Raw genomic sequence first — 23,962 nt, forward strand, 5'->3', positions numbered from 1 at the left:
TGTTTATAAACTTTATTGTAATTATATAGAAATTCTTTATTTTTTTGAAAGACAAATTATACAAAAACCGACTTGATGCCGCTAACCATGCTAAAAAGATTAGCTCCATACTGAATATCAGGGAGGGGTTTTTTTATTGATTTAAACAAATAATAGGAAGACTTTCACCCAATGGAGGATTTCAGATGAATAAGACATCCAGATATAAACTCGTACAGCCGCATCGCTTTGGATTATTCGTTCTTATAATTTTCATTATTAGCCTGAGCTCCCCTATTCAAGCAGAAACAAGAAACACCCCCAAGAATGTCATATTGCTGATTGGCGACGGCATGGGGCTAGGGGCAATAGAAATTGCCCGGCAATTGGAATATGGAAAGACAGGTGTACTACATTTGGAAAAACTGGAGCATGTCGCCCTGATGCGCACCTATTCCGCCAATAATTACGTCACTGACTCGGCAGCAGGAGGGTCGGCGATTGCCACTGGTATAAAAACCAACAATGAATCAATCGGTGTCGATGCCAATGGTTCCGAGGTGGATAGTGTATTGGATGCCTTTCAGAACAATGGCAAAAAAGTCGGGATCATCTCAACCAATATGGTAGTCGATGCCACACCCGCTGCCTTTGGTGCAAGTGTGCCTAACCGCTGGACAGGTGGCGCAAATATCGCGAGGCAGCTCTTTAATAACCGGATCGATGTCATTCTTGGCGGTGGTGCCAGCTATTTCAATGCGGATAAGCAGAATGGCGAGGATTTAATCGCCAAATTTAAACAAGCTGGCTATGGGATTACGACGACTAAAGAAGAACTTAGTTCCATTAATACTCCGGCAAAACTTTTAGGATTATTTCACCCTACCTATATGAATTTCAAACTGGATAAAGAAGTATTACATTCCCAAGAGCCATCCCTCCCCGAAATGACATCCAAAGCGTTGAATATTTTATCCCAGGGTGATAAGGGATTCTTCTTGATGGCCGAGGGTGCGCGTATTGACCATATGGAGCATGCAGCCGACATCACTGGAATATGGAAAGAAACCATCGAATTTGACCAAACCGTGAAAGAGGTTGTAGATTGGGCAAAAAATCGAAATGATACATTGATCGTTGTACTTGCAGACCACGAAACAATGGGGACCTCCGCTTCTGAAACAATGGATATCAAGGCATTGAAAAAAATCAGGGTTTCATCCGAATATATGTCCAAACAGCTTACATTCGATAAAAATAATGAAATCAATCCAGAAAGTGTCGTTTCCACATTCAAGAAGTATGCACATATATCTCTTACGGATCAGGAAGTCGATCAATTCATTGATAACGTGAGAAAGAATAAAACGCTTGTCTATCCAAAGCATCAAATCGATTGGGAAATCGGTAGCACCATCGCCAGGCACCATAAGGCGGGCGTAGCTGATCGAAGCATACGAGCAGCCAGTTCCACAGGAGGACACACAGCCAATATGATTCCCGTTTTCGCCTCGGGTCCAGGCAGTGAAGCCTTTGATGGAGTCATTGAAAATACCGATATTTCAAAAATCATCACAAAAGCCGCTGGCGTTCCGTTCACACCCGGTCAGCATAAAACAAAAGAGGAATGAATGCATTCATTCCTCTTTTAAGATTCTCTCATTTTCATTTTGATTAACGTCCGTTAACTCAAGTTAAGGCGAAGTTTGCGGGCATTACTCACGAGTTTAATGCATTTACTCGTGAGTTTCCGCCTTTTACTCGTGAATTTGGTGCATTTACTCGTGAATCCGTGCTTTACTCGTGATTTTGCAGCATTTACTCGTGAGTTCACGCCTTTTACTCGTGAGTTTGGGGCATTTACTCGTGAGTTTCCGCCTTTTACTCGTGATTTTGCAGCATTTACTCGTGAGTTTCTGCCTTTTACTCGTGAATTTGGTGCATTTACTCGTGAATCCGTGCTTTACTCGTGATTTTGCAGCATTTACTCGTGAGTTTCCGCCTTTTACTCGTGAATTTGGTGCGTATACTCGTGAATCTGTGCTTTACTCGTGAGTTTGCAGCATTTACTCGTGAGTTTCCGCCTTTTACTCGTGAGTTTGCAGCATTTACTCGTGAGTTTCCGCCTTTTACTCGTGAATTTGGTGCGTATACTCGTGAGTTTGATGAAGAGTCATGATGCCATAATAAAATAGAGCAAAAAAGACGCCATGATTGGCGTCCTGCTCATTCATTTTTTTATATGTTTTTTTAATACATACCCAATTTGGCTTCCCTTTTTCACTTTGTACCACTCATCTTGTTGAGCCAAGATCGTTACAGATTGGTCCCTGTATAGATTCCCAACCGTTTCAGAAGATGCATTTCTATTTTCTTTAATATATAATTCGCTTGCTGTCACTATTCCCGTCGTCTTCCTGATCGAGATTTTCGTTGAAATGGTTTTCTGATTGTCACTCTTATCCTTAGCTGAGATTGTCACCGTAAATATGCCGCTGGACATATTTTTGAAATCCCATGTTGCGGATTGCCTGCCTTTACTGAACGGCCTTTCAGAAAGGATACCGACAACCTTACCTTTACTGTTCTTGATTTCCACTGTTACATTAGCGTTTTCATTAATTATATATGTTATGTTCGCTTGCTCGGTACTATAGTCACCCGATGTTTTGACTTCGGTGATTTTCGGTGCCGACGTATCTTTACTGATCTTAATCGGCATTGTTGCCAAACCTTCATTCCCGTTGCGGTCCATTGCTGATATTTCTGCTTTATATGTACCGTTACTCACCGCTTTTGTGTTCCAGATTGCTGAATGGGTACCCTTTTTCATTGTTTGGTCACGAACTGGGGTAGCTATAGATTTCCCTTTACCATCTTTAATCGTAAGTGTAACCACAGTATTTTCTTTTAGGGAGTATGTGATTCCAACCTCATCATTGACATGATCCGTTTGCGCTTTCATGCTTACTGAATTCGGTTCTGCCTTGGCGACAAGATCCGTTTTAAATCCAGCGCCTGGTCCATATTCCCTTTCTATAGTTGTGTCAGGATAATAAAATCCCAAAATATCTAGATAGGATTGTCCTGCTTCCGCTCTGTTTTTCGCCCCAAACTGACTTAGCCCGACACCATGCCCATATCCTGATCCTTTAATAGAAATTTTGGAGTGATCGGAGGATGAATGGTCAACCAGATAGCTTTTCATCACCTCTTGCCCCACCATGCCCCTGATTTTGGAAGCTGATACATTAGTAAGCCTAACCGTTTGCGGCAGAAGCTTTCCCCGGTCATCAACGAGGTCCCTTACATAGAAATTCAATTGGATGGAGCCTTTCGTTACACGGCCTCCCGTTTTCTCATCTGAAAATGTTAACAAGGGAATCTCCGTTATTTTAATATCTTTCTGCGCATATCCATTATTCTTCAGCCAAGCCTTAAGCTTCGGCACAACCGTTTTATCTTTTTCCTCTACACTTGTCCACCATTCTTCCGGTTTAGCTAAGTCCATTTTTGAAAGGTCGATTTGCTGCTTGTCCAGCGTTATCTCCCAACTGGTTTTCGGATCATAGAAATCTTCTTTTATAGATAAATATGCAAGGGGGTTGCCACTTGACCAAACATTTGAATTCGATTCGGTCATTCCTCCATTGCTTGAGGAAAAGAACGCTTCGATTATTTCGCCATCATGCTTGATTATCATGCCCTTCGTCTGCTCAATGGCTGAATTAGTTCGATAGTGACCGGCAGCCCCGCCATATACTTGGTAAGAAACCGTATCATCAATTATTGTGGATTGATGGCGAAGTGCATAGGTCCGGGCGGCAATCGCCTGTGCTTTTAAGGCTTCGGAGTGCCATAGTGCAGGCATCTCCAGCGGGACGACGCCCTTTAGGTAATCTTCCATATAAACAGTATTGATCGGCCGGATGTAACCGTCCTCCGCTGTAAATGAAAATGAGCCTTGGTACGGACGGCCGTTTATGGATAATGAAGAATCAGGTTTAACTGGTATTACCTTAAAAGAAGCATAAGATCCCTTTTTCTTAGATCCTTTGTATACGGCAAGTTTAGCCGACTCTACTTTCAAAGTCAGATTTTCCCCCGCCTTTATGAATATCTCTCCCCTTGATGTTCGGTAGTCCCCGGTTGCCGTTATTTCGGCACTGTTTCTATTGCCCAAATAATTCTTCAGTTTCACTTCCATCGTTGAATTTTCTTCTGCTGCCGTCGCTTCATGAGAAGGAAATGCAAAAAAAGTGATAAAGAAAGCGATAAACAAATACTTTAATCTTTTCATTCCTTTTCATCCTCATTCCCATTCTATTCATCTTTCAAGGATTTTTGAATTAATCCCATTCAATCCATCGGCATGTGGTAACATAACGGCCTGGATGATGTCACTCTGTAAACATCATGGTTTCAGGACGTCCCTAGTATACTAGCAAGTTATTGAACTCCTTTTTTACATTCTGTATGCACGACCCATTCTCCTTCAAATCCAGCTTCATTGCCGCCACAAATTAGAATCCACAACCAAAATAAAGCAGGACATGGAAGAAGCCAATGTCCTGCTTTTTAATGTTAAATGCTTGCCCAGTTCTGATGGGTGACTTTTTTCTTTACTTTAAATACTTCTTCAACACCGGTTTCATTTGGTCGACAACGACATGGCTGCCGCCTCGTCCTTTTACATCTTCCATCATCCATGCCATGAGAAGTTCCGGGTCTTCTGTGTCCATGGCAACAAACCAGCCGTTTTCTGTTCCGTCTGCGTTTTTGGATGCCTTGATTTCAGCAGTTCCCGTTTTGGCAGCGATTTTGATGCCTAGATCAGCTATTCCATGTCCGCTTCCCTTAGGATGCTCCACTACTTGTGTCAACATCTTGGTGACCTGATTTGCTTGGTCTGCTGATATCGCATTTTCTTTCCATATTTTCTTTTCTATTTTATCTCCAGTTATTAAGAAAGGTGCAGGAATGTTTCCTTCATTCAAGAATGCTGAATAGGTCATGGCGAGGTGGAGCGTGCTCATTTGAACTTGCGCTTGACCATATCCGGCATCTGCCAATCTTCCCTCACTGTCGATCTTGCCAATGCTCGATGCTTTGATCGGATAATCATAATTCAAAGACTCATCAAATCCGAAAGCCTTGAGTCCATTCGTGAATTTTTCCTTTCCAAGCCCGAGAGCTTTTTGGGCAAAGTAAATGTTGTCTGAATAAATTAATGCCTTTTCCATATCGATTGGAACTCCAGGGTCCGAAACCCTTGTAATGGAATGATCTTTCCATGTCGATTTGGCCCACGTTTTCCCTTGGATATTGATCGACTCTTTCGGATCCACACCATTTTTCAAGGCGATCGCCGCAGTGAGGGCCTTAATGGTTGAACCAGGTGCAAACGTCGAACTGAAGCGGTTCAGAAGTGGTTTTTTCGGGTCTTCTTCAAGCGCTTTTTGTTCTGCTTTCGTTATTCCGAAAATATATTTATTAGGATCGAATGACGGACTTGAAACAAGTGCAAGCGTTTCGCCTGTCTTCGGATCAATTGCCGATGCCGATCCAGTTTCGTTCTTATATTGCTTGAAGATATCCTTTTGAAGCTCGGCGTCGATGGTCAATGTAATTGTTTCTCCCTCTTCAGCAGGCTTTTCAGCAATCACCTTTTCTTCGCCATCTTCGGTTTTAATGAAGATTTTACCGCCAGGTTTGCCTTTAAGCCTCGCCTCCAACACTTCCTCAAGACCTCGCTTGCCAATAACATCACTTGCGGTATATCCTTTTCCTTTCAATTTCTCCAGGTCCTCGGCCGATGCCTCACCGACATATCCGATTAGATGGGCAGTGGCCTCTTTATACGGATATATGCGCTCTTCCGTATTATTGACAGATACCCCGGCAATGCTCAATAGCTTTTCCAAAGTTGCGCTATTATCATTTGACATTTTCTTGATGGGTACGAAATAGCTTGGCTTTACCCATGTTTGTTTTAATTTCTGATTCAATTCGTCAGTGGACATGTTGAGGATCCCAGCGACCTTTTTAACTGTTTCGGATTCGTTGGCCATTTTCTCTGGCACGATTCCCACTTCTGCCACCGTTCCATTCATGGCGAGGCCGCGTTCATTTCGATCGACAATTTCCCCGCGAATGGCTGGATACGATTCAACCGATACCTTCTCACCAGCTTCCAATTGAGGGAATATGTAGCTCTCATCCCACTCGATGTACCAATTTTCTTCCTCGCCTTCCCCTTCCTTGACAAGTGTCGCTTTATGGTCAGAGCTGACTGCGCCCGCCATAGTGGACATATCAACGGTATATGCAAGGCTTACCTTTTCTCCATCTTTATGATTTTTTTCTTCTTTTGGCTGTTTATAGTCCACCTTTAAATGGTCGGCTTCAATGCCCGTATAGATTTTTTCATAACGCTTCTCAAATTCATCCGCACTGATTTCTTTCCTTGTCTCAGGTGACAGATACTCGTACATCTTCGTAAAATCTTGTTTATTCCAAAGCTTCGTGTATGCCGCAAAGCGCTCTTCCGGACTTGGCTCGTCCGAGCAACCGGCCAGGAACAATACGCTCATCAACAATAAGCTGGAAACTAAAGCTAGTTTCTTCATGATTTCCTCCTAATGAATAGTTAGAGTGATATACCTATAGTTTAGCAAAATATTAGGGGAATGGGGGATTTTACATGCTTAATTTCTTCATTTTTCTAATTAACCATGATTTTTCTAAAACAAAAGTCCCGTACATCGCGTACAGGACTTTACTTTAAAGCATTCTTTTTTTTCGGCTTTTTTTCTCTTGCAGCCATTTTTTCAGGAAGAAAAAGCCCAGGATGGCTGAAATGATGAGTCCGCTTGTCGTTACAATGACAGCTACCCATTCGTATAAGGTGTAATCCATATACGCTTTCCATGGTAATTTCCCTTTCCAATCTTCAATGTATAGATTCATTCCGAATATACCGGAGACCACCGTATAAATCGTTAGTATTTGCAAAAGATAATTACTGCTTTTCCCAGACAGTTTATCCTGATTTTGATAAAGGTAGGAAAGTGTTTCCTTCACTTCTCTGTAGAGAGGGGCAATCCTGAAGGTTTCATCCGTTTTTTTGAAAAGCTCTTTACCGATTGCCGTACTATTCACTTCAGTGAATAAGTACTTTGCAGAAAACTGAGTGATCATGAAAATCAGCTGTTCTGTATCCGATTGATCTTTTTCGACATCAATCTGGGAATGTTCATGAGCCAATTTAAGCAGTACGATCTTATAATAGAAGAAAAGCAACAATGTATAAAAATGCTGGCCGTACATTTCGCTTGCCAGTTCTTGTTCCAGTTTACCTGTCGCTTTCGTGACACACGCGAAATGATACATGCTAGTTACATAATAGGTTTCCTCGCCCCACCTGTCATATACCCTTTCTTGATAATACTTTTCTATATAATCAGGGTTTAATGCGCCTATATATGGCTCACCATCATTGTCATACCCGTTCAGCTCACTGATCCGGAATAAATCATTTTTAGAAATATCACGATTCTCAGGGAATGCCGTATAACTGATCACATACATTCTTTCATCGATGAAAAAGGGCAAACTCCCAAAATAGGTCGGATCCGCTTGTTCTTCATCTATATATTCCTCAATAGGCGGCAACAGTTCATTGAAGATGAAATCCTTCACTTGTTCATACTGATTTTCCCGGCAACCAACTTTCGTTTTTTCTTCATCATCAGCAATCGGTTCGAGGATTCTAAATGTATCGCCAAAATAGAGCACATCATTATGTGAAAGCCCTTCAGGTAAAGTAACACGAAGATTCATCATGCCAATATGAAATGGGCATATGAAGATATCTATAGAGTTAATAATAAATGGGGTATTTAGATAGGGTGATTCGAAGGTACAATCAATATCCAGTTTTTTCGTGAAACGCCGCAAGCCTTCCTTCTGTTTTGCATGACCCGGAAATAAAATCGGCTCGATGTATGGCATGAAATACTTTTCCAATTTACGGTGTGAAACTTTATGGCCGCCGTAAAATTGATTTTGTTGTTCCATATCTTTCAAGTTCAAAAAAACGAAATTGTCCTCAAGCAATTTTCCCACAAACTTTTCAATCATTTTTCCTTCAAGCGTAAATGGAAAAATGAACTGCTGGAAAGTTCGCTTCGTGGGATCATTCTTCACTTTCACATCCATAAAATATATTCCTCCGATTAAACTGCTATAACACAGGTTTAATTCATCTTGATTCTTATATATTTACCCATGTATATACAAACAAAACGAAACATAATATAGAAATAAAGTGGACAAATTATCCAAAAAACAAAAAGATCCCCCAAGCAAGTGCTCGGGGGCCATCGAAAAGAGTTCTTCAACCCTCTTCACTTTAGGGTACTAGAAACTGATGTTTCTAATGAAAAATCCGATATTCGGACCATTTTAGCATTTTTTTAAAGTATGATAAAACTCGAAATTCTTCCATATTTAGGCTTTACCACTTATTATCATCTAATTAATCCTTATATGCAGGGATTGACAGATGAAAATATAACTCTAGGAATAATTTGTGATCTATTGGCTCATTATTCTTATCCCTTTATGAGGAAATCACGTTTTATTTTAAAAAAAATGGGTAAATAAAAAATACAAAGGAGAGACATCATGAAATCCAATAGAAATAATCAACACTTTAAATTTTTTGAAAGAACAAATAACGCTAAACCAAGTGAAAGGAAACAATTGAGCGATTTCATCAAAAAGAAAATGAATGCTCAAAACTCTCATTTAAATGGTAAAAACTCATGACAGATGGGATGTCATGAGTTTTTATCGTTTAAAATGCGATTTCATTTCCCTGAAGGTTGTGATTCACACATTTTTTGATACCGATTACATTCAAAAAATGTTTAATCTTCTTCATTGAGGTTGCCTGATATTCATCCGCAATGGAAAACTCTTTAATATAGGCGATTTTTTCTTGTACATCTGTATCTATATGATCTTGGCTGTATTCTTTTTCATCTGATTTTTGGCATGTGTACACCACAGCTTCACCAATATTCCTTGTTGCCTTATCAAAATAAAAAGAAAACACAATGGCACATTCATCATCGTAAAAAGAGGGTTGAACTTTCATATTAATATCAATCATTAACCTTACACCTCTCTCCGTTTTGTTATTTACACTATAACAAAATCATTAAAAGGAAATAGGCGTTACAAACTACCCTCACGTTTCTTCCACGCCTACCAAATGGACCTTACTCTCCCCATTCATAGATAATTATAACTACAGGAATATGCGCAAAAGAATAATCATTCAAAAATGATAATAAAAAAACATCTTCAATTGAAGATGCTTGAATCAGTTATAGTAAGCTTCATTTACTTATTTATATAAACCTGGAAGTTCTGCGTAAAGGCCTGGTAATTCGCTTGGGACAATAACAAAAGCAGCGATGATAAGAAAAGATACGACTAATGCTTTAGTACTTTTTTTCATAGGTCATTCCTCCTTTTCTTTTAAAAAAATATTGGTTAAAATAGAAATAAATTCTATAGTTATATTTAACCACACTTCTTAAAACCATATATTTCGACTAAAGAATCTATTTAAACCGTTCAGGACCTGTACATACCGCTTTTACCGATTTTTCATAACAAAATATAACTCTAGGCATATTTTAAGGAGAATCAAAATGGATTTTTTTGCAGTTGGACAAAAGATCAAAGAACTACGTAAACAAATCGGGCTTTCCCAGGAAGAGTTGGCAACCGGTATTTGTACACAAGCACAGATCAGTAAGATTGAAAAGGGCGATGTCTATCCATATGCATCCACTCTCTATTTAATTTCCCAACGTTTAGGCGTTGATGTAAACTATTTTTTCGATATTGGAATGACCCCTAGGCTGGATTACGTGGAAGAAGTGATTTATCAACTAAAAATAGCCAGAAGAACCCGAAATTATGAGGAAATGCAGCAAATTGTAAAGGCTGAGGAAAACAGTCCCCTCTTTCTTCAGAATAAAAAGAATCATCAATTGATTCTTTGGCACAAGGGAATATACGAATATGAAAAAAATAAAGATTTAGATAAAGCCATCGATTTCATTAATCAGGCCATAGCCATTACTCATACGACAGACAAAATTTATTCGGAACGGGAGCTTGAAATCTTAAGCAGCCTTGGTGTAATGTATGTTGCCGAAGAACAGTACGAAAATGCATTCGCCTTGTTACGGAAAGCTTTAGATCACTTGAAAGCCCTGCCCTTTTTGACGGATAAAACGCTTAAGACACGTCTATCCTATAATTTCGGCAGAGTGTTAACACGCCTGGTCCGATACGAAGAGTCCATTGCCTGCTGCCAAGATGCCATAAAGTGGTGCCTCGAACATGACCAATTATATGCTTTAGCGGATTTACATTACCATTTAGGGTATAATTTTGAACTCGTAGGTAACTTTGAAGAGGCAAAAGAGTACTTGGAAAAGTCAGCTTTTCTATTCAATTTACAAAAAAATCATACCTTTGTTACATTCATCAACAAAAAGTTGGACAGTTGGAAGAATGAAATGAAAGTTAACTAATTTTTTTATTTTAGAGCCATTCCCGCTGGAATGGCTCTTCCCATTAACCAAGAATATACATAATCTTACACTCATCATTTTCAAAACCTCTATTCTACATTTTAAATTCCAAGCCAAAATGAAGTATAATAAAGAGATGCTTCAAAAAAAGCACATTAAAAAAGGGTTCCGGCCCCTCATCACTTAGTTTTGTGAAGCTAATGAGGATGAAGGATTCCAGGCATGTTCATCGTGAATGCCGGTTATTCCTGTTTATATCCGAACTGCTTATATTCAAGCGGATTTTTGACGATATTGACTTTTACAGGGTATTTATGAATATAACGGCAAGAAGCAGTGATTAAATTGAATAGAACGTAAAGAACGGTTCCGGCATTCGATCATATATACACAAAGCCGGGATGGGAATTACGAAAAGTTAAGAACTGATGGTTCATGATCATACAAAAATATATAACTAGGGCTGGTCCCTGAAGGAGGAGAGTATGGAGCGGGAGTTGTTGTTAGTTGGGGAGCGGCTGGCGGAATTTTTGGAGGCCGGGGATCCGGAAGATTCGGATGTGGTGAATCAAGGGCTCCAGTTATACCGTCAGGGGCTCGTTGATATTAAAGAAGAAGCGGTAGATACGATTGCGGCTGAGGTACAGGAAGAGACACGATTTAAGGCTAGGCTGAATCTGCTCTCCCCACAGGATGGAAGCTGTACATGTGATTCAAGGTTCATTTGCCGGCATCAAATGGCCGTTTTCTTTTCTGCATATTCCGAACACGCTAGTGTTTCCGAATGGCTGGGAGATTGGAAAGCACCTAAAAACGCCTCAGCCGCCCAAGCACTGCAGCAGGTGAAACCGGCAAGTGAATTACTTAAACAGGCGGCGGGGAGATCCATCACCTTAGATAAAAGCTATCCATCATGGAAGCAATTCGTGAATGATGCCTTTGCGGAACATGTCGAGCCCCATATAGGCGAGGCTACTTACATGATTGAAAATCATATACAAACTTACTTTAAACGCCTTAGCTCAAAAGCTCCAATGGAAAGGGAATGGAAGTTGCTTTATCATTTCGTTACGCAATTTTGCACAATGCAGCAGACACTGAGAATGATTCAGCTGCATAAAAGTGAGACCCAAACGATCAGGGTCTTTTATGCACTTGCCGTCGACTTGGCAGAAGAGCTACATGAAACGGTACAGCCGCTAAGCAGGCAAGCGCGGCCCTTCGCCTTTGACCCCTTCGTTTTCAGCATCAAGGAAGATGTAGCTAAACTGCTGGATGGAGGGGAAGGCCTCGAATATGAAAAGATCGACCTCTACCGGGAGATATGGAGCTACTTATTCTCCAACTCCTCATGGCGTAAAGAGGAACTTGAACGAATCAATAAAGAACTTCCCGAGAAGTATATGGGCACCACTGAGAGGACGTCCTATACCCTCGCAGCCATTCACCTATCCCTTTTGGAAAACCATGATAAACAAGCGATTGAGCTTCTACTTGAATTGAAGAAGGATGCCTGTCCATACATTTTTTATTGGCTGAATCTCCTGGCTGAATCTGAAAACCGGGCACGGGCCATTCCTTTCATTGAATTCATCAATAATAATGTTCAGGAATTCCTTGCCGGTCTATCCGATTATTATAAACGGGTAGATTTCGTCCGGACCTTTACGACTTTAATTAACAGTTGCTGTTATAAATTAAAACGAACTGATTTGCTTGAGAAATTTTACAGGGCCACCCTTCCGCACAGCTATTGGAACTATGCAAATTTCCTTTTTGAACAAGGACAATACAAAAAATGGGTGGAGATGCATATTTACTCGGAAATCAGCATTGACTTAATCAGCAGTGAATCCATCAAAGAAGTGGTATCAAAAGAACCGGAACTAATCCTTCCCCTTTATTATCATGCGGTCCAGGAAAAAGTTTCTTTGAAAAACAGGCCTGCTTATAAGCAAGCTGTCCGTTATTTGAAAAGGATGCGCACCATCTATAAAAAGAGCAAAAAGGAAGACGTATTCGAACGGTATATACTTTATGTAGCAGATTCGACCAAACGGCTTCGCGCTTTCCAAGAAGAATTAAAAAGGGGTAAGCTTATCGATGTTTAATCCAGGGAAATTAAAAATCAAAATAGCCGCTCTCGAAAACGGAACTTACGCCCTTGGTGTCGTCAATGAAGAGAATACCTTCCTCACCACGAATCATATACGCAGGCTGTTATTCAACTGGGATGACGCAAGCTTTTATGGAACTAAAATGACTACGGATATAGTGGATGGAAATCAAGTATTCATTCTTGACGCTTGGGGACTTCTCAACTTTTTTGCGAGGGAAAGCTTTAACTCCTTCATAGAATGGGAATGGTCCGAAATATCCTCCCTTTGCCTGTCAGCAGCGCCCGTTCTTCATGAATCCATAGAAGCTGGAATCCCCGTACCGGATTTCACTAATCTTCAATTGGACTCCATCGGCTGGAAACTGCCGGAAGAAGTGGAAGAGGAATTCGTCCCGTCCTTTTGGGAAGAAGAAATATCTTTGGATCTTCCTTCACCTGAACCGGAAACCAACCGTACTTTTATCGAAAAGTGGTATAACGGTGCCGCTAACATGTATTTAAAAAACTATTCACCCATGCAGCATAAATGGAGTGAAGCCGTCGGGGCGTTAAAGGATACACGACTTTCCCCCGAAGAATTACAGGCCTTTTTTGACAAAGACAGCTGGCAGGAATGGCTCGGTACCCTGCCCGACCCAAAACCATTCACCATAGGTCTCCGTTTAACTGAGCCTCCTGAGGGTAATGGGCCTTGGATACTCGATGTTACCCTTCGTTCCAAAAGGGATGAGACTATCATTGAAACATATACAGGAAAAAAACTGCCGCGGGGCTGGAACAAGTATGCAAGTGATGTGGTTCGTGCCACGAAACGCTGGCAACTCGTCGTGCCATGGCTTGGGGAGAATGGCCGTCTGAAAAGGGAGATTTCGGAAACGGACGCATGGGAGTTCTTGACCGATGCAAGCGAAAAGCTCCTGTTTCTTGGCGTCGAAATTCTCCTTCCATCGTGGTGGCTTGCCTTGAAGGAATCCTCATTGAAGGTCAAGGCGAAAGTGAAGAGCCAATCGAATCGCGGCCCGTCTTATGTAGGGTTAAAAGCTTTGATGGACTTTGATTGGCGATTCTCATTAAATGGCAAAGAGCTCACTGAGGCGGAGTTCGAGGAGCTCGTCAATGAAAAAAGGCGACTTGTCTTCATCCGCGGCCAATGGGTCAAGCTTGACCCAGCTTTCATTAAACAAATTCAGGAGCTTATGGAAACAGCCAATGAAAAAGGCATCCAACTGACTGACTTGCTGCAGCAGGAACTGTTGAATGGCGTAAATGAAGATGGCGATGATGATTCTGAAAACGATGAAATGCTTCGGATTCAATTTGAATTGAACCAGGAGCTCCGTAAAATGGTGGGAAGGCTCAGGGAAACCAAGAACATATCCGTCCTGCCCGTCCCTAATGCACTTCAAGGAGATTTACGCCCCTATCAAAAACTGGGCATGAGCTGGCTCCTTTTTTTAAGGGAGCATGGTTTTGGTGCTTGTCTAGCCGACGATATGGGACTTGGAAAAACAGTCCAGATGATTGCCTACCTGCTTCATGTGAAAGGCAAAGAAGGAGCTGGTGAAGAGCTGCCCGCTGCGCACAGGGACGAACAAAAGAGTGAACCGATCATCGTCGAAGAGGATCGCGGCACAGAGAGCAGTGATGAGGCTGAGGTCATTGCCACTGCCCCTGAATCCGTCTCTGTTCAATCGGCGCTCATCGTCTGCCCGACATCGGTCCTTGGCAACTGGCAAAAGGAATTGGAAAAATTCGCACCTTCACTTAAAGTTCACCTTCACTATGGATCGAATCGTGCTAAAGGTGAAGCATTTACTAAACTGGCAGCCGAACATGATATTGTCTTAACATCATATGGACTGACCCACCAAGATGTGGCTGAATTGACCTCGATCCACTGGAGCAGCGTTATCCTTGATGAAGCACAAAACATCAAGAATGCCCAAACGAAGCAATCCAAGGCGGTCCGAAAGCTAAATGGCAGACATCATATCGCCTTATCGGGTACGCCGATGGAAAACCGTTTAAGTGAGCTATGGGCGATTTTCGACTTCATCAACAAAGGTTATCTCGGAACGCTAGGTCAGTTTCAGGAAAAATATGTGGCGACCATTGAGCGTGATGAACAAAAGGATAAAATCAAGGAATTGCAGCGTTTGATACAGCCATTTTTGCTTCGCCGTACAAAACGCGATAAGGAAGTCGCTCTTAATCTTCCGGATAAGCAAGAACAAAAGGAATTCGTACCGCTTACCACCGAGCAAGCATCGTTGTATGAACAACTGATTAAAGATACATTCACTGATATCGAACAACTGTCTGCCTTTGAGAGAAAAGGCATCATCCTCCAGATGCTGAATAAGCTAAAGCAACTATGCAACCATCCAGCTCTTTACTTAAAAGAGACGGAAAAGGAAAACATCATGAAGGCACCTAACCGATCAGGCAAACTCGAGAAGCTGACCGAGCTTATCGATGCGGTCCGCGAACAGGATGAAAGCTGTCTCATTTTCACACAATATATCGGGATGGGCAATATGATTAAAGAATTGCTGGAAAAACGATATGGCTTTGAAGTGCCATTCCTGAACGGGAGTGCGAACAAGAAGCAGCGTGATGAAATGATCACCCGATTCCAAGATGGGGAATTCCCTATTTTCATACTCTCATTGAAAGCAGGCGGCACGGGTCTTAATCTTACAGAAGCAAACCACGTGATTCACTATGATCGCTGGTGGAACCCAGCTGTTGAAAATCAAGCCACCGACCGTGCTTACCGAATTGGTCAACGGCGTTTCGTTCACGTTCATAAGCTAATCTGCACAGGGACCCTGGAAGAAAAAATCGACCAGATGCTTGATAAAAAGCAAGCCTTGAACGACGAAATCATCAGCAGTGACAACTGGATCACTGAACTTTCCACAGAGGAAATCAAGGACTTGGTCGCTCTTCAATAACCAGATTTCACGATTATGAGATGATTGAGGGCAAAAAAAGGGAGAATGCATATATGATATGCATTCCCCTTTTTTTATACATAGACGTCCTGTTATACATGGCATCGTTTGGTTCGAAAACGTTTATCTGATTCAAAAAAGCGACTTCACCATATAGAGGGCTGTGATCCAAATGATAATTGCAGAAATTTTATTTAATATTCCAAGGAATTTTCCAGATGTATCAACCTTTTTCAGCAATCTTCCCGCAAGACATAATCCGTGGAACCAGCACCATGACACAAAGATGCACGTCATGGTGAAAATCATTTTATCATTTCCTGAATAAACAAGTGAGCTCGAACCGATTACACCTATCGTATCCAGGATTGCATGCGGATTCAGTAATGATACGGACAGAGCAAATACAATTTGTTTTTTTGTCGACATCTGCATGGATTGGACACCTGACTGTGAGTTTGATTTGGCAACCCAAATCTGAAAGCCCATATACAATAAAAATATAACGCCGATTATGATTAATGTAAGGCGCAACCAATCGTATTGCATGACAATCAACGATACACCTAAAATAGCTAACAGAATGAGCACCGTATCACAAATTGCAGCCGTGATCGTTGCTGGCAATGCTTTTTTTATTGTAGGTTGGATTGCTCCTTGATTAAAAATGAAAACATTTTGCACTCCCAATGGAAGTATCAGCCCTAATGCCAATAATAATCCATGAAAAAATGGACCCATATGAATACCCCCTTCCTTTTATTCAGTATAATGAATTAAACAAAGGAATTGACCATCCAATTGGTTGGTCTTCAAACCAACCAATTTATAATGAATATAGAACATGAAAGGAGTGGTTTTCGTATGTTTATCGAATGGGGACCAAACCGGTCTTCCGCGCAATCACTTCACCAACAAATAGTAGATTGGATCAAACAACAAATTACACGGGGGGAATGGCCAGTTGGCACTAAGCTTCCATCACAACGCTCATTGGCCGACTCATTTGGCGTAAACCGAAGTACCATCATCACAGCCATAGATGAATTGATTGCAGACGGATTATTGGAAACTAAGCTTGGTTCTGGCACATTCGTTTCCAATAATACATGGAATGTGCTCGTCTCCAGCAAACAGCCCGACTGGAAAAACTATGTCCGGAATGGCCTTCATGAACCTAATTTAAAAACGATTCAGGATATTAATCAGTATGAAACGGACACTGCCATCATCAGACTAGGCACTGGGGAATTATCTCCAGCTCTATTGCCTACAAAGCAAATCGAAAAGACGTTGCGCTCCACTACCTTTGATGCGCACTCATTAGGATATTCCGAACCCAAGGGTGACAAGAGACTTCGCCAATGTATAAGTGTTTATTTAGAAACAAAAGGGATTAACGCAAGTCCCAGCTCCCTCATGGTCGTTTCAGGCGGGCTTCAGGCACTCCAGTTGATTTCAGTTGGTTTACTTCAAAAGGGATCGATGATTTTACATGAGTCCCCTTCCTATTTAAATTCCGTCCACCCTTTTCAATCTGCGGGCATGCATTTAGTAGGTTTATCAAAACAAGGACGTGAAAGTATCCCGACACAAATGAAGCGCATCAATGGACGGAAGAAAGCGTCACTGTTTTATACTGTCCCAACGTTTAACAATCCAACGAATACTACATGGTCAAAAGAAGAAAGACTTAACCTCCTATCACTATGCAAAAAAGAACAGATCCCGATTATTGAAGATGACGTATATAGTGATTTGTGGTTTGGTGAGGAACCGCCGCCGCCATTAAAATCCCTTGATGCAGATGGCCTTGTATTGCACATTGGCAGCATGTCCAAAACTTTAAGCCCAGGATTGCGCATCGGCTGGATTGCTGGCCCCATAACTGTGATTGAACGTTTAGCGGACATCAAAATGCAAATGGATTACGGTTCCAGTGCACTTTCCCAACACCTTGTGGCAGAATGGTTAGCAAATGGTCAATATTCAAAACATATAGAGTGGCTAAGGCAAGAGTTGAAGGAACGCAGGGATTTTACATTAACTCTTCTCAATCAATATTTTAAAGGGCTGGCCGAATGGCAAATACCTCAAGGCGGATTTTATATATGGCTTAAATTATGTAAACCCATCGTGAATCCAAACCTTTTCAAGCAAGCGATAAAGGAAAACATACTTCTTAATCCGGGATACATATACGAACCAAATAACCATACACATATACGGCTTTCATATTCATACGCCTCGGAGGAACAATTAGCTTATGGCATCCAAACCCTTTCAAAGATCATTCGGCGGTTGGTTTGACATCTCCAAGGATAGGAACGCTCATCATGGCGAAACATTAATGGAGCTGCCTTGGCAGCTCCATCCATATCACTTATTGGCAGCTTTCATTTTTACGTTCCGCTCTTTTTGCTGGATGATGAAAAAAGAATGGTGATAGCCATGATTGATCATGATATGATCGAGGATTGCAGTAAGCGCCTCCCCCTTATTCAGCTGATAAGTCTCTGAACTTTCCTCAATGATGATTTTTCCTTGGTGGGGGTCATAATTAATAGATGTTTTAGCACCACTTTCAAAAAAAGAAAGGGTTACCTCCTGACATAGAGGAAAATCCTGATAGGGTGAATCTGAGCGGGGATCCTTTTCAAAGGGAGAATGGACGTGCTGAAGTGCATCAAAGAAACTCGTTTTTGTAAGATATGACCTGTCGCTTCCTCTCCTTTCGAATTTCACTGTAATTGCAATACTAGTTACTTTATTGCTAGATTTCTTCTTATAATTCATAGATACCCTCCTTTTAATAAACCCTTTATACCTAATTCTTTTATCCTATTCGATATACCTGCCGGATAATGAAAAAACTTCCTAACCAAGAGATTTCCATATTAACACGGTGAAATTACAGTAAACTACTCCATCTTCACGAAATATTCAAAATCCGGAAATCTTATTACGCAAAAACGGCCCTCTTGGGTAAGAGGGCTTAGACTATAGAACAACTCGATAATAATTGATTTTGCCTACAGTTTTTTTGAGGGTTAGTACAATTGAAACGTTGATTTCCACTCCAGGCACTCGCTTTCCGCGGGCGGTCGGGGAGCCTCCTCGGCTTGCGCCTGCGGGGTCTCCCTTGGACACGCTTTTCCCGCAGGAGTCCCGTACCTTTCGTTTCAATCAACTGGTATGTTTTTTTAAAGCATACTGTAGGCTTCGTACAAAAGGAGCTTCGGAATGGATTAACCCGAACCATGAAGAAAGGAAGAATTGTTTTTCCTCCATTAATTTTTACCTTTTCATATGAAATGAAATCCTATTAGATTTCAGAAATCAACTGGAACTTATTAAGAAAAAACTGTAGGCAAACTCGCTTTCTTCGTATTTGTCCACAAAAAACAGCCCTCTTGAATAAGAGGGCTGCGTTTCGTTTATTTTTTTGCTTTATTGATGTTAAAGGATTTTTTCGATTCATTTCCTGCAAGATCGGTCACCTTAAATTCAATCTTGTTGTTGCCAGTCTTAAGCGGCAGTTCCAAATCCTCTATCTTTTTCTTATAGGAACGCATTTTGTATGGTTCCTTGAATTCATGATAGAATATTTCACTTCCGTTCAGGTAAAGGCGGATTTCATCGAAATTATCTTCTACCGTCACGTCCACTTTTGGATTTTTGCCTTTGAATCCCACAGTTTCCGGTACGCCTTTAACTTTTAAACCCGGCTTTGTTGCATCGACCATTATCGTCCTTTTAAAGGAAACCGTGTTATCCCATTTATCGGTTGCTTTAACGGTGAAGCTTTGGACACCATCTTCGAATTTCTTTTCATATGAGAATTCATATTTTTTATTCGTTTTGTTATACGTTGCAGGTACCGTTTTATTGTCGATTTTAAATTCCTTTATTTCCGACGCTTCTTCAATTTCTCCTGTTATTTTGATTTTATTTTTATTGTTCACGCTCAAGGCTTCAGGACTCTTGATCTTTACAGCTGGTGCATGATTATCGATTGGAGCCGAATCACCGGCCAATTCGGTTTCAGCCGTTTTCTCATTACCTGCATAGTCGATTGCCACAACCTGAACCTTTTCCCCTTTTACATCAGGTAGGGTGAATTGTTTAGCATTCGCCGGGAGCGGCTCTTCCATGATGGATGCTTCATCGACTTGTACATCGTAATAAGCAAGCCCTGAACCATTCAAATTATCCTTACCTTGGATGGTTAAAACATTGCCCTTTTTCGAAATCTTGACCGTCGGCTTTACCGTATCGATTTTGATTGGCATTTTAACCGTCTGCCATTTTGCACCCTCGTAATCTATCATCGCTTTGATTTCAAAATAATAGACCCCATCCTTAGCGAGTGCATTATTGATTTTACCGTCCCATTTACGGGCTGGATCCAGCGTGTATGCGGTCCCTAGTCCGCCATCATAATAGTCCTTGCGTACATTATTCTCTGTGCGAAGTTTCCGGACTGATTTGTTTTCACCATTCAATATATAGTATTCTACCTTTTTCGCATTCCTTAAGAATGATAGGACAGGCACGAAGTCATCCTGTGCACCATCGCCATTTGGGGAAATCGCGATATTTTTGCCATTGAATGTTTTCCCCGCGGGGTCATAGCCAAGATACGTGAAATCTTCACCTGCTGTTGATACTCCCCCTGCCATGCCATAGAAAGATTCTTTGTCATATTTGGTGCCATCCAGGATTGGGGCTTTGTCCCATTCCCCTTTAAATCCTACATACGGTACATTCAGTTCCGGATTCGAATCGGCTGGATCCTTCAATGAGATGAACCCTTCAACAAAATAGCCGTTTGGAAACACCTTGTCAATATCTACAAGAGTTTGAAGGTCATCACCAAGTACCTTTGCGTCGGATATGTCCACTTTCACTTCGAATGTAATCGATTTTTTTGCAGGAACGGTAATCTTATTTGTATTTTTATTATTGATTTTAATCGTAGCGTTCTTAATTTCCTGTGCTTCCAGCACGTTAGCGGAATAGCCCAGTTGTCCCTGGATTGCATAGTCTGTTTGGATATTTCCTTTTACATCATACTTGACTGCTTTGTTGCTGAAGTTTTCAACCTTTAAAGTAAAGGCGAACTTATTGCCGACCTCCTTCATGGCAACCTTCGCTTCTTTCGTGAATGCCTCGGTCACGACAGCAGGTGTTGACAATGCGGATTGCAGCTGCATGACCCCGGCTCCCTGCCTGCGAGGCGAGTAAGGATTTTTCCAGTCAAGTGCCTTATTGACGACCCCCTGATCCGTTAATGGTTTTGATGTATTCATCATCAGGTTCTTCGCTAAATTAGCCCGGGCTGAGCCTTCTAATTTAAAGTCTTTATCCACTCTTTCCAGAACCAGTGCCGAGCCGCCGGAAACATGCGGCGCCGCCATCGAAGTACCACTCATCATTCCATATTCATCATTGTTCAGCGTTGAATAAATTTGTCCGCCCGGAGCGGTGATTTCCGGTTTGAAATCCAAGTTCGGTGCGACTCCCCATGAACTGAATGAGCTCATTTTCCCTGCTTCTGGATTTACAGCTTTTGTTTTATCACCATTAAAGGTAATCATCACCTTTTCGCCATCCGCTAAGGCCGCTTTCAGCTTTGCACCATCCGATTTCAACATGAACAGCTGGGGAATGGTGATGCTTGGATCTGTAGCCATGGAAATATATCCGTCAGCATTATTGTAAATTATGACTCCTGTCGCTCCTGCTGCCTGGGCATTTTGCGCCTTTTCTATAAAAGAAAGCGTGCCTCGCTCGATGAGGGCGAACTTGCCTTTAACATCCACTTTGGAAATCTCCTCTGGCGTCCCAAGACCAGCAGCCACCAATTCATGTGATTTATCCTTCAAGGCATTGGGATGCACGCTTGAAGCCGACATGAATGGAGCTTTTCCTGCTTGACCGTTTATTTCATAAGTCGCTGCATCCAAATCCATATAATTATTCTCTACCGATGCCACTTGTACAGAATCGTAAGCAAGTCCAGGTGAACCTGAAACGCCAATGTCCGGGTTCGAGGCTGATGGGTTGGCAAATCCATTTCCAAAGTGTGCCGAGTTTCCTGCTGAAATCGACATGAGGATCCCATTATCAACAGCTCTGGATACCGCCTGCTGCTCCGGATCGTCTGCCGATACAAAGCCTGCAGTGGAGCCAAGGCTCATATTCAGCACATCCGCCCCAAGAATGATGGCATCGTCAATCGCCTTAATATATATATCGCCCCATGTTGTCTGCATGTCGGGATCATTTCCGAAGACCTTTAATGCAAGCAGCTGGGCTTCAGGAGCAACCCCTTTAATGCCGCCATTCTCTTCATCTCCATTGGCTCCGGCCGTACCTGCCACATGCATCCCATGCATGGAAGCCTCTTCACCAAGGTCAAGGATTTCTTCATTTTCATCCATGTAATTGTATCCATAAGGAACCTTGGCCGTATAGTAATTGCCTAATAGATGGCTGGATTCCTTCATCGCGCTGATTTCACTTTCAGTCAGTTCAGCCTTATTCTCGTCGTTCAGGACCATATCACGGTGAGATGGGTCGATTCCAGTATCAATAATCCCGACGACCATCCCTTCCCCTTTATATCCATATTCCCGCCATGCTTCCTGGGCTTGGACAAGCTCTTTGCTATATAGCATTTCAGGTTTCTCTGCAGGACGTTCATATTCATTCGCTATATGTACTTCAGCAACTTCAGGCATGGCTTCCACCTTTTTGATCTCACCATACTGAAGTTCACCGCTGAATCCATTGACGACTGTCGTAAAACTCTCAAGTTCCTTGAAAGCTATTTTTTTCTCTTTCACCTTTTTTTTCAATTTCTTCTGAGTAGCTAGCTTTTCAGACTTTAATTGTTGTTTCTTATTTTTTGATAATTGTTTAAAAAGCTTTCCTTCTTTCGAAGCGGTTTCTATTGCCGGGGCTTCCTTCATCTCTACGATGACCCTGACCTTCTCATTGCTTTTGTATTTCTTCCCCATGTCATTTTTCTTCAGCTTTATAATGCTTTCCTGATTCTTCTTACCTGCACCGCCCGAGCCTGTCGGGGGATCTGGGAGCTTGGCTGCGGAAACGCTTGCAGTAAATACTAATAGAAAGATTGCTAGAATGGACAAGCTACGTTTGATCAATGAACTTTCCTCCTCTAAAATAAACAATTTTTGGAATATTCTTACTGAGTATAAAAGTATCACAACTTTTGGGGTGATTTTAAGGGGTAATAGTCACTATTTTCCTATTTAGAACTAGGATTTTTTTATTATTTTTCATATTTTGTTAGATTTACAAGATAAACGGCAAAAAGATGGTGATGTTAAACTAACATCACCCTTTTACTTCTAGTTTTTCATTCTTGGATCCAAGGCATCACGCAGCCCATCCCCCATTAGGTTAAAGCCGAGTACCGTAAGCATGATCGCAAGTCCAGGGAAGAGAACCGTCCATGGCGCTTGAATGATGAACGCCCTGGAATCGGCGAGCATTTTCCCCCACTCTGGTGCTGGCGGCTGTGCACCGAGACCGAGAAAGCCGAGTGCTGCGCACTCAATGATGGCTGTTGCAATCGCCAAGGTACCTTGAACAATAATCGGTGCAAGGCTATTCGGAAGGACATGGTGAAGGAGAATGCGGCCATCCCCCATTCCAATTGCCTTTGCAGCCGTTACATATTCCTCTTCTTTCACCGTTAAGACCCGTGATCGTAAAAGCCGGCCGAATATCGGGACATTGACGATGGCGATGGCAATAAGTGCGTTGCGAAGGGAGGGCCCCAAAACGGCAACGACAGCAATGGCAAGCAAGATACTAGGAAAGGCCAGAATAATATCAAAGATCCTCGATATGATCGTATCTATCCACCTGCCGTAATAACCGGCAATGATCCCCAAAAAAGACCCAACCACAACAGATCCGGCAACAGATAAGAAGCCGACCCCTATTGAAATGCGCGAGCCATAAATGACCCTGCTCAAAATATCCCGGCCAAATTCATCCGTTCCGAACCAATGCTCCGCAGACGGGGCCAAATGTTTATCACTTAGCTTTTGCCCATCAAATGAATAAGGTGCTATAACGGGCGCGAAGATGGCGATTAAGATGAAAAATGAAACAATCCCCAGACCCACGATGGCTACCTTGTTTTTCCTAAAGCTTTTCCAGCCTTCCTTCCAGGGAGAGATGACTTTTTCCTCTGCCTCTTTTGGAGGAAGGATTGGCGGAGTATTCGTTGCTATTTCAGGCATGAG

The 23,962-nt window shown here is 41.9% G+C and carries 16 protein-coding genes; 8 read left to right on the forward strand and 8 right to left on the reverse strand.

Annotated features, from left to right (window positions below):
* Window positions 1–185: 185 nt before the first annotated feature.
* From ACJ9PY_RS25660 to ACJ9PY_RS25670, 3 genes are all read left to right on the forward strand, one after another.
* Window positions 186–1,610 carry an alkaline phosphatase gene (locus tag ACJ9PY_RS25660; RefSeq protein ID WP_411739266.1) on the forward strand — a complete coding sequence of 475 codons (1,425 nt, stop codon included), beginning with the start codon at window positions 186–188 and terminating at the stop codon, window positions 1,608–1,610.
* Between the two features lie 153 nt (window positions 1,611–1,763).
* Window positions 1,764–1,952, forward strand: a complete 189-nt coding sequence (locus ACJ9PY_RS25665) for a hypothetical protein (RefSeq protein ID WP_411739267.1) — start codon at window positions 1,764–1,766, stop codon at window positions 1,950–1,952.
* 59 nt (window positions 1,953–2,011) lie between these two features.
* Window positions 2,012–2,158: a hypothetical protein gene (locus ACJ9PY_RS25670; protein ID WP_411739268.1), complete on the forward strand. Its 147-nt coding sequence runs from the start codon at window positions 2,012–2,014 to the stop codon at window positions 2,156–2,158.
* Between the two features lie 51 nt (window positions 2,159–2,209).
* On the opposite strand, the gene ACJ9PY_RS25675 is transcribed toward ACJ9PY_RS25670, so the two are convergent.
* The 3 genes from ACJ9PY_RS25675 to ACJ9PY_RS25685 all read right to left on the reverse strand — a co-directional run bounded on the left by ACJ9PY_RS25675 (window position 2,210) and on the right by ACJ9PY_RS25685 (window position 8,199).
* Window positions 2,210–4,279, reverse strand: coding sequence for a SpoIID/LytB domain-containing protein (locus ACJ9PY_RS25675; RefSeq protein WP_411739269.1), 2,070 nt, complete (start codon window positions 4,277–4,279; stop codon window positions 2,210–2,212).
* Window positions 4,280–4,601: 322 nt separating this feature from the next.
* Window positions 4,602–6,608, reverse strand: coding sequence for a penicillin-binding transpeptidase domain-containing protein (locus tag ACJ9PY_RS25680; protein ID WP_411739270.1), 2,007 nt, complete (start codon window positions 6,606–6,608; stop codon window positions 4,602–4,604).
* Window positions 6,609–6,762: 154 nt separating this feature from the next.
* On the reverse strand, window positions 6,763–8,199 hold the full coding sequence (locus ACJ9PY_RS25685) for a hypothetical protein (protein ID WP_411739271.1): 1,437 nt from the start codon (window positions 8,197–8,199) through the stop codon (window positions 6,763–6,765).
* Window positions 8,200–8,667: 468 nt separating this feature from the next.
* Here ACJ9PY_RS25685 and ACJ9PY_RS25690 point away from each other — a divergent pair, with 468 nt between their 5' ends.
* Window positions 8,668–8,811, forward strand: coding sequence for a hypothetical protein (locus tag ACJ9PY_RS25690; RefSeq protein WP_411739272.1), 144 nt, complete (start codon window positions 8,668–8,670; stop codon window positions 8,809–8,811).
* 28 nt (window positions 8,812–8,839) lie between these two features.
* On the opposite strand, the gene ACJ9PY_RS25695 is transcribed toward ACJ9PY_RS25690, so the two are convergent.
* A complete protein-coding gene (locus ACJ9PY_RS25695; RefSeq protein WP_411739273.1) occupies window positions 8,840–9,157 on the reverse strand; it encodes a hypothetical protein in 318 nt (105 codons plus the stop codon).
* Window positions 9,158–9,704: 547 nt separating this feature from the next.
* On the opposite strand from ACJ9PY_RS25695, the gene ACJ9PY_RS25700 reads away from it, so the two are divergent.
* From ACJ9PY_RS25700 to ACJ9PY_RS25710, 3 genes are all read left to right on the forward strand, one after another.
* Window positions 9,705–10,598, forward strand: a complete 894-nt coding sequence (locus tag ACJ9PY_RS25700; protein ID WP_057278160.1) for a helix-turn-helix domain-containing protein — start codon at window positions 9,705–9,707, stop codon at window positions 10,596–10,598.
* A gap of 485 nt (window positions 10,599–11,083) precedes the next feature.
* A complete protein-coding gene (locus ACJ9PY_RS25705) occupies window positions 11,084–12,709 on the forward strand; it encodes a hypothetical protein (protein WP_057278161.1) in 1,626 nt (541 codons plus the stop codon).
* Window positions 12,702–15,674 (forward strand): DEAD/DEAH box helicase, encoded by a 2,973-nt coding sequence (locus tag ACJ9PY_RS25710; RefSeq protein WP_411739274.1) that lies wholly within the window; start codon window positions 12,702–12,704, stop codon window positions 15,672–15,674. The genes ACJ9PY_RS25705 and ACJ9PY_RS25710 overlap by 8 nt, the downstream gene beginning before the upstream one ends.
* A gap of 132 nt (window positions 15,675–15,806) precedes the next feature.
* On the opposite strand, the gene ACJ9PY_RS25715 is transcribed toward ACJ9PY_RS25710, so the two are convergent.
* Window positions 15,807–16,415, reverse strand: a complete 609-nt coding sequence (locus ACJ9PY_RS25715; RefSeq protein WP_411739275.1) for a LysE/ArgO family amino acid transporter — start codon at window positions 16,413–16,415, stop codon at window positions 15,807–15,809.
* Between the two features lie 123 nt (window positions 16,416–16,538).
* Between ACJ9PY_RS25715 and ACJ9PY_RS25720 the strand changes: the two genes are divergently transcribed.
* Window positions 16,539–17,984 (forward strand): PLP-dependent aminotransferase family protein, encoded by a 1,446-nt coding sequence (locus ACJ9PY_RS25720; protein ID WP_411739276.1) that lies wholly within the window; start codon window positions 16,539–16,541, stop codon window positions 17,982–17,984.
* 69 nt (window positions 17,985–18,053) lie between these two features.
* Here the strand turns inward: ACJ9PY_RS25720 and ACJ9PY_RS25725 are convergent, their stop codons facing one another.
* The 3 genes from ACJ9PY_RS25725 to ACJ9PY_RS25735 all read right to left on the reverse strand — a co-directional run bounded on the left by ACJ9PY_RS25725 (window position 18,054) and on the right by ACJ9PY_RS25735 (window position 23,959).
* Window positions 18,054–18,470, reverse strand: a complete 417-nt coding sequence (locus ACJ9PY_RS25725; RefSeq protein ID WP_063574662.1) for a hypothetical protein — start codon at window positions 18,468–18,470, stop codon at window positions 18,054–18,056.
* A gap of 641 nt (window positions 18,471–19,111) precedes the next feature.
* The gene (locus ACJ9PY_RS25730) at window positions 19,112–22,849 is read right to left on the reverse strand and encodes a S8 family serine peptidase (protein WP_411739277.1); all 3,738 of its coding nucleotides are present in this window, start codon (window positions 22,847–22,849) and stop codon (window positions 19,112–19,114) included.
* A 207-nt stretch (window positions 22,850–23,056) separates the two neighbouring features.
* Window positions 23,057–23,959 (reverse strand): ABC transporter permease, encoded by a 903-nt coding sequence (locus ACJ9PY_RS25735; RefSeq protein WP_048685793.1) that lies wholly within the window; start codon window positions 23,957–23,959, stop codon window positions 23,057–23,059.
* Window positions 23,960–23,962: the final 3 nt, after the last annotated feature.

The organism is Peribacillus sp. S4 (genome assembly GCF_046715815.1).
Lineage (GTDB): Bacteria > Bacillota > Bacilli > Bacillales > DSM-1321 > Peribacillus > Peribacillus frigoritolerans.

What these genes read in the sequence shown, in the direction of transcription:
- ACJ9PY_RS25715 (WP_411739275.1), bottom strand. Translation starts at nt 16,415, where the DNA reads ATGGGTCCATTTTTTCATGGATTATTATTGGCATTAGGGCTGATACTT.
- ACJ9PY_RS25690 (WP_411739272.1), top strand. Translation starts at nt 8,668, where the DNA reads ATGAAATCCAATAGAAATAATCAACACTTTAAATTTTTTGAAAGAACA.
- ACJ9PY_RS25700 (WP_057278160.1), top strand. Translation starts at nt 9,705, where the DNA reads ATGGATTTTTTTGCAGTTGGACAAAAGATCAAAGAACTACGTAAACAA.
- ACJ9PY_RS25710 (WP_411739274.1), top strand. Translation starts at nt 12,702, where the DNA reads ATGTTTAATCCAGGGAAATTAAAAATCAAAATAGCCGCTCTCGAAAAC.
- ACJ9PY_RS25720 (WP_411739276.1), top strand. Translation starts at nt 16,539, where the DNA reads ATGTTTATCGAATGGGGACCAAACCGGTCTTCCGCGCAATCACTTCAC.
- ACJ9PY_RS25685 (WP_411739271.1), bottom strand. Translation starts at nt 8,199, where the DNA reads ATGGATGTGAAAGTGAAGAATGATCCCACGAAGCGAACTTTCCAGCAG.
- ACJ9PY_RS25735 (WP_048685793.1), bottom strand. Translation starts at nt 23,959, where the DNA reads ATGCCTGAAATAGCAACGAATACTCCGCCAATCCTTCCTCCAAAAGAG.
- ACJ9PY_RS25705 (WP_057278161.1), top strand. Translation starts at nt 11,084, where the DNA reads ATGGAGCGGGAGTTGTTGTTAGTTGGGGAGCGGCTGGCGGAATTTTTG.
- ACJ9PY_RS25675 (WP_411739269.1), bottom strand. Translation starts at nt 4,279, where the DNA reads ATGAAAAGATTAAAGTATTTGTTTATCGCTTTCTTTATCACTTTTTTT.
- ACJ9PY_RS25660 (WP_411739266.1), top strand. Translation starts at nt 186, where the DNA reads ATGAATAAGACATCCAGATATAAACTCGTACAGCCGCATCGCTTTGGA.
- ACJ9PY_RS25725 (WP_063574662.1), bottom strand. Translation starts at nt 18,470, where the DNA reads ATGAATTATAAGAAGAAATCTAGCAATAAAGTAACTAGTATTGCAATT.
- ACJ9PY_RS25695 (WP_411739273.1), bottom strand. Translation starts at nt 9,157, where the DNA reads ATGATTGATATTAATATGAAAGTTCAACCCTCTTTTTACGATGATGAA.
- ACJ9PY_RS25680 (WP_411739270.1), bottom strand. Translation starts at nt 6,608, where the DNA reads ATGAAGAAACTAGCTTTAGTTTCCAGCTTATTGTTGATGAGCGTATTG.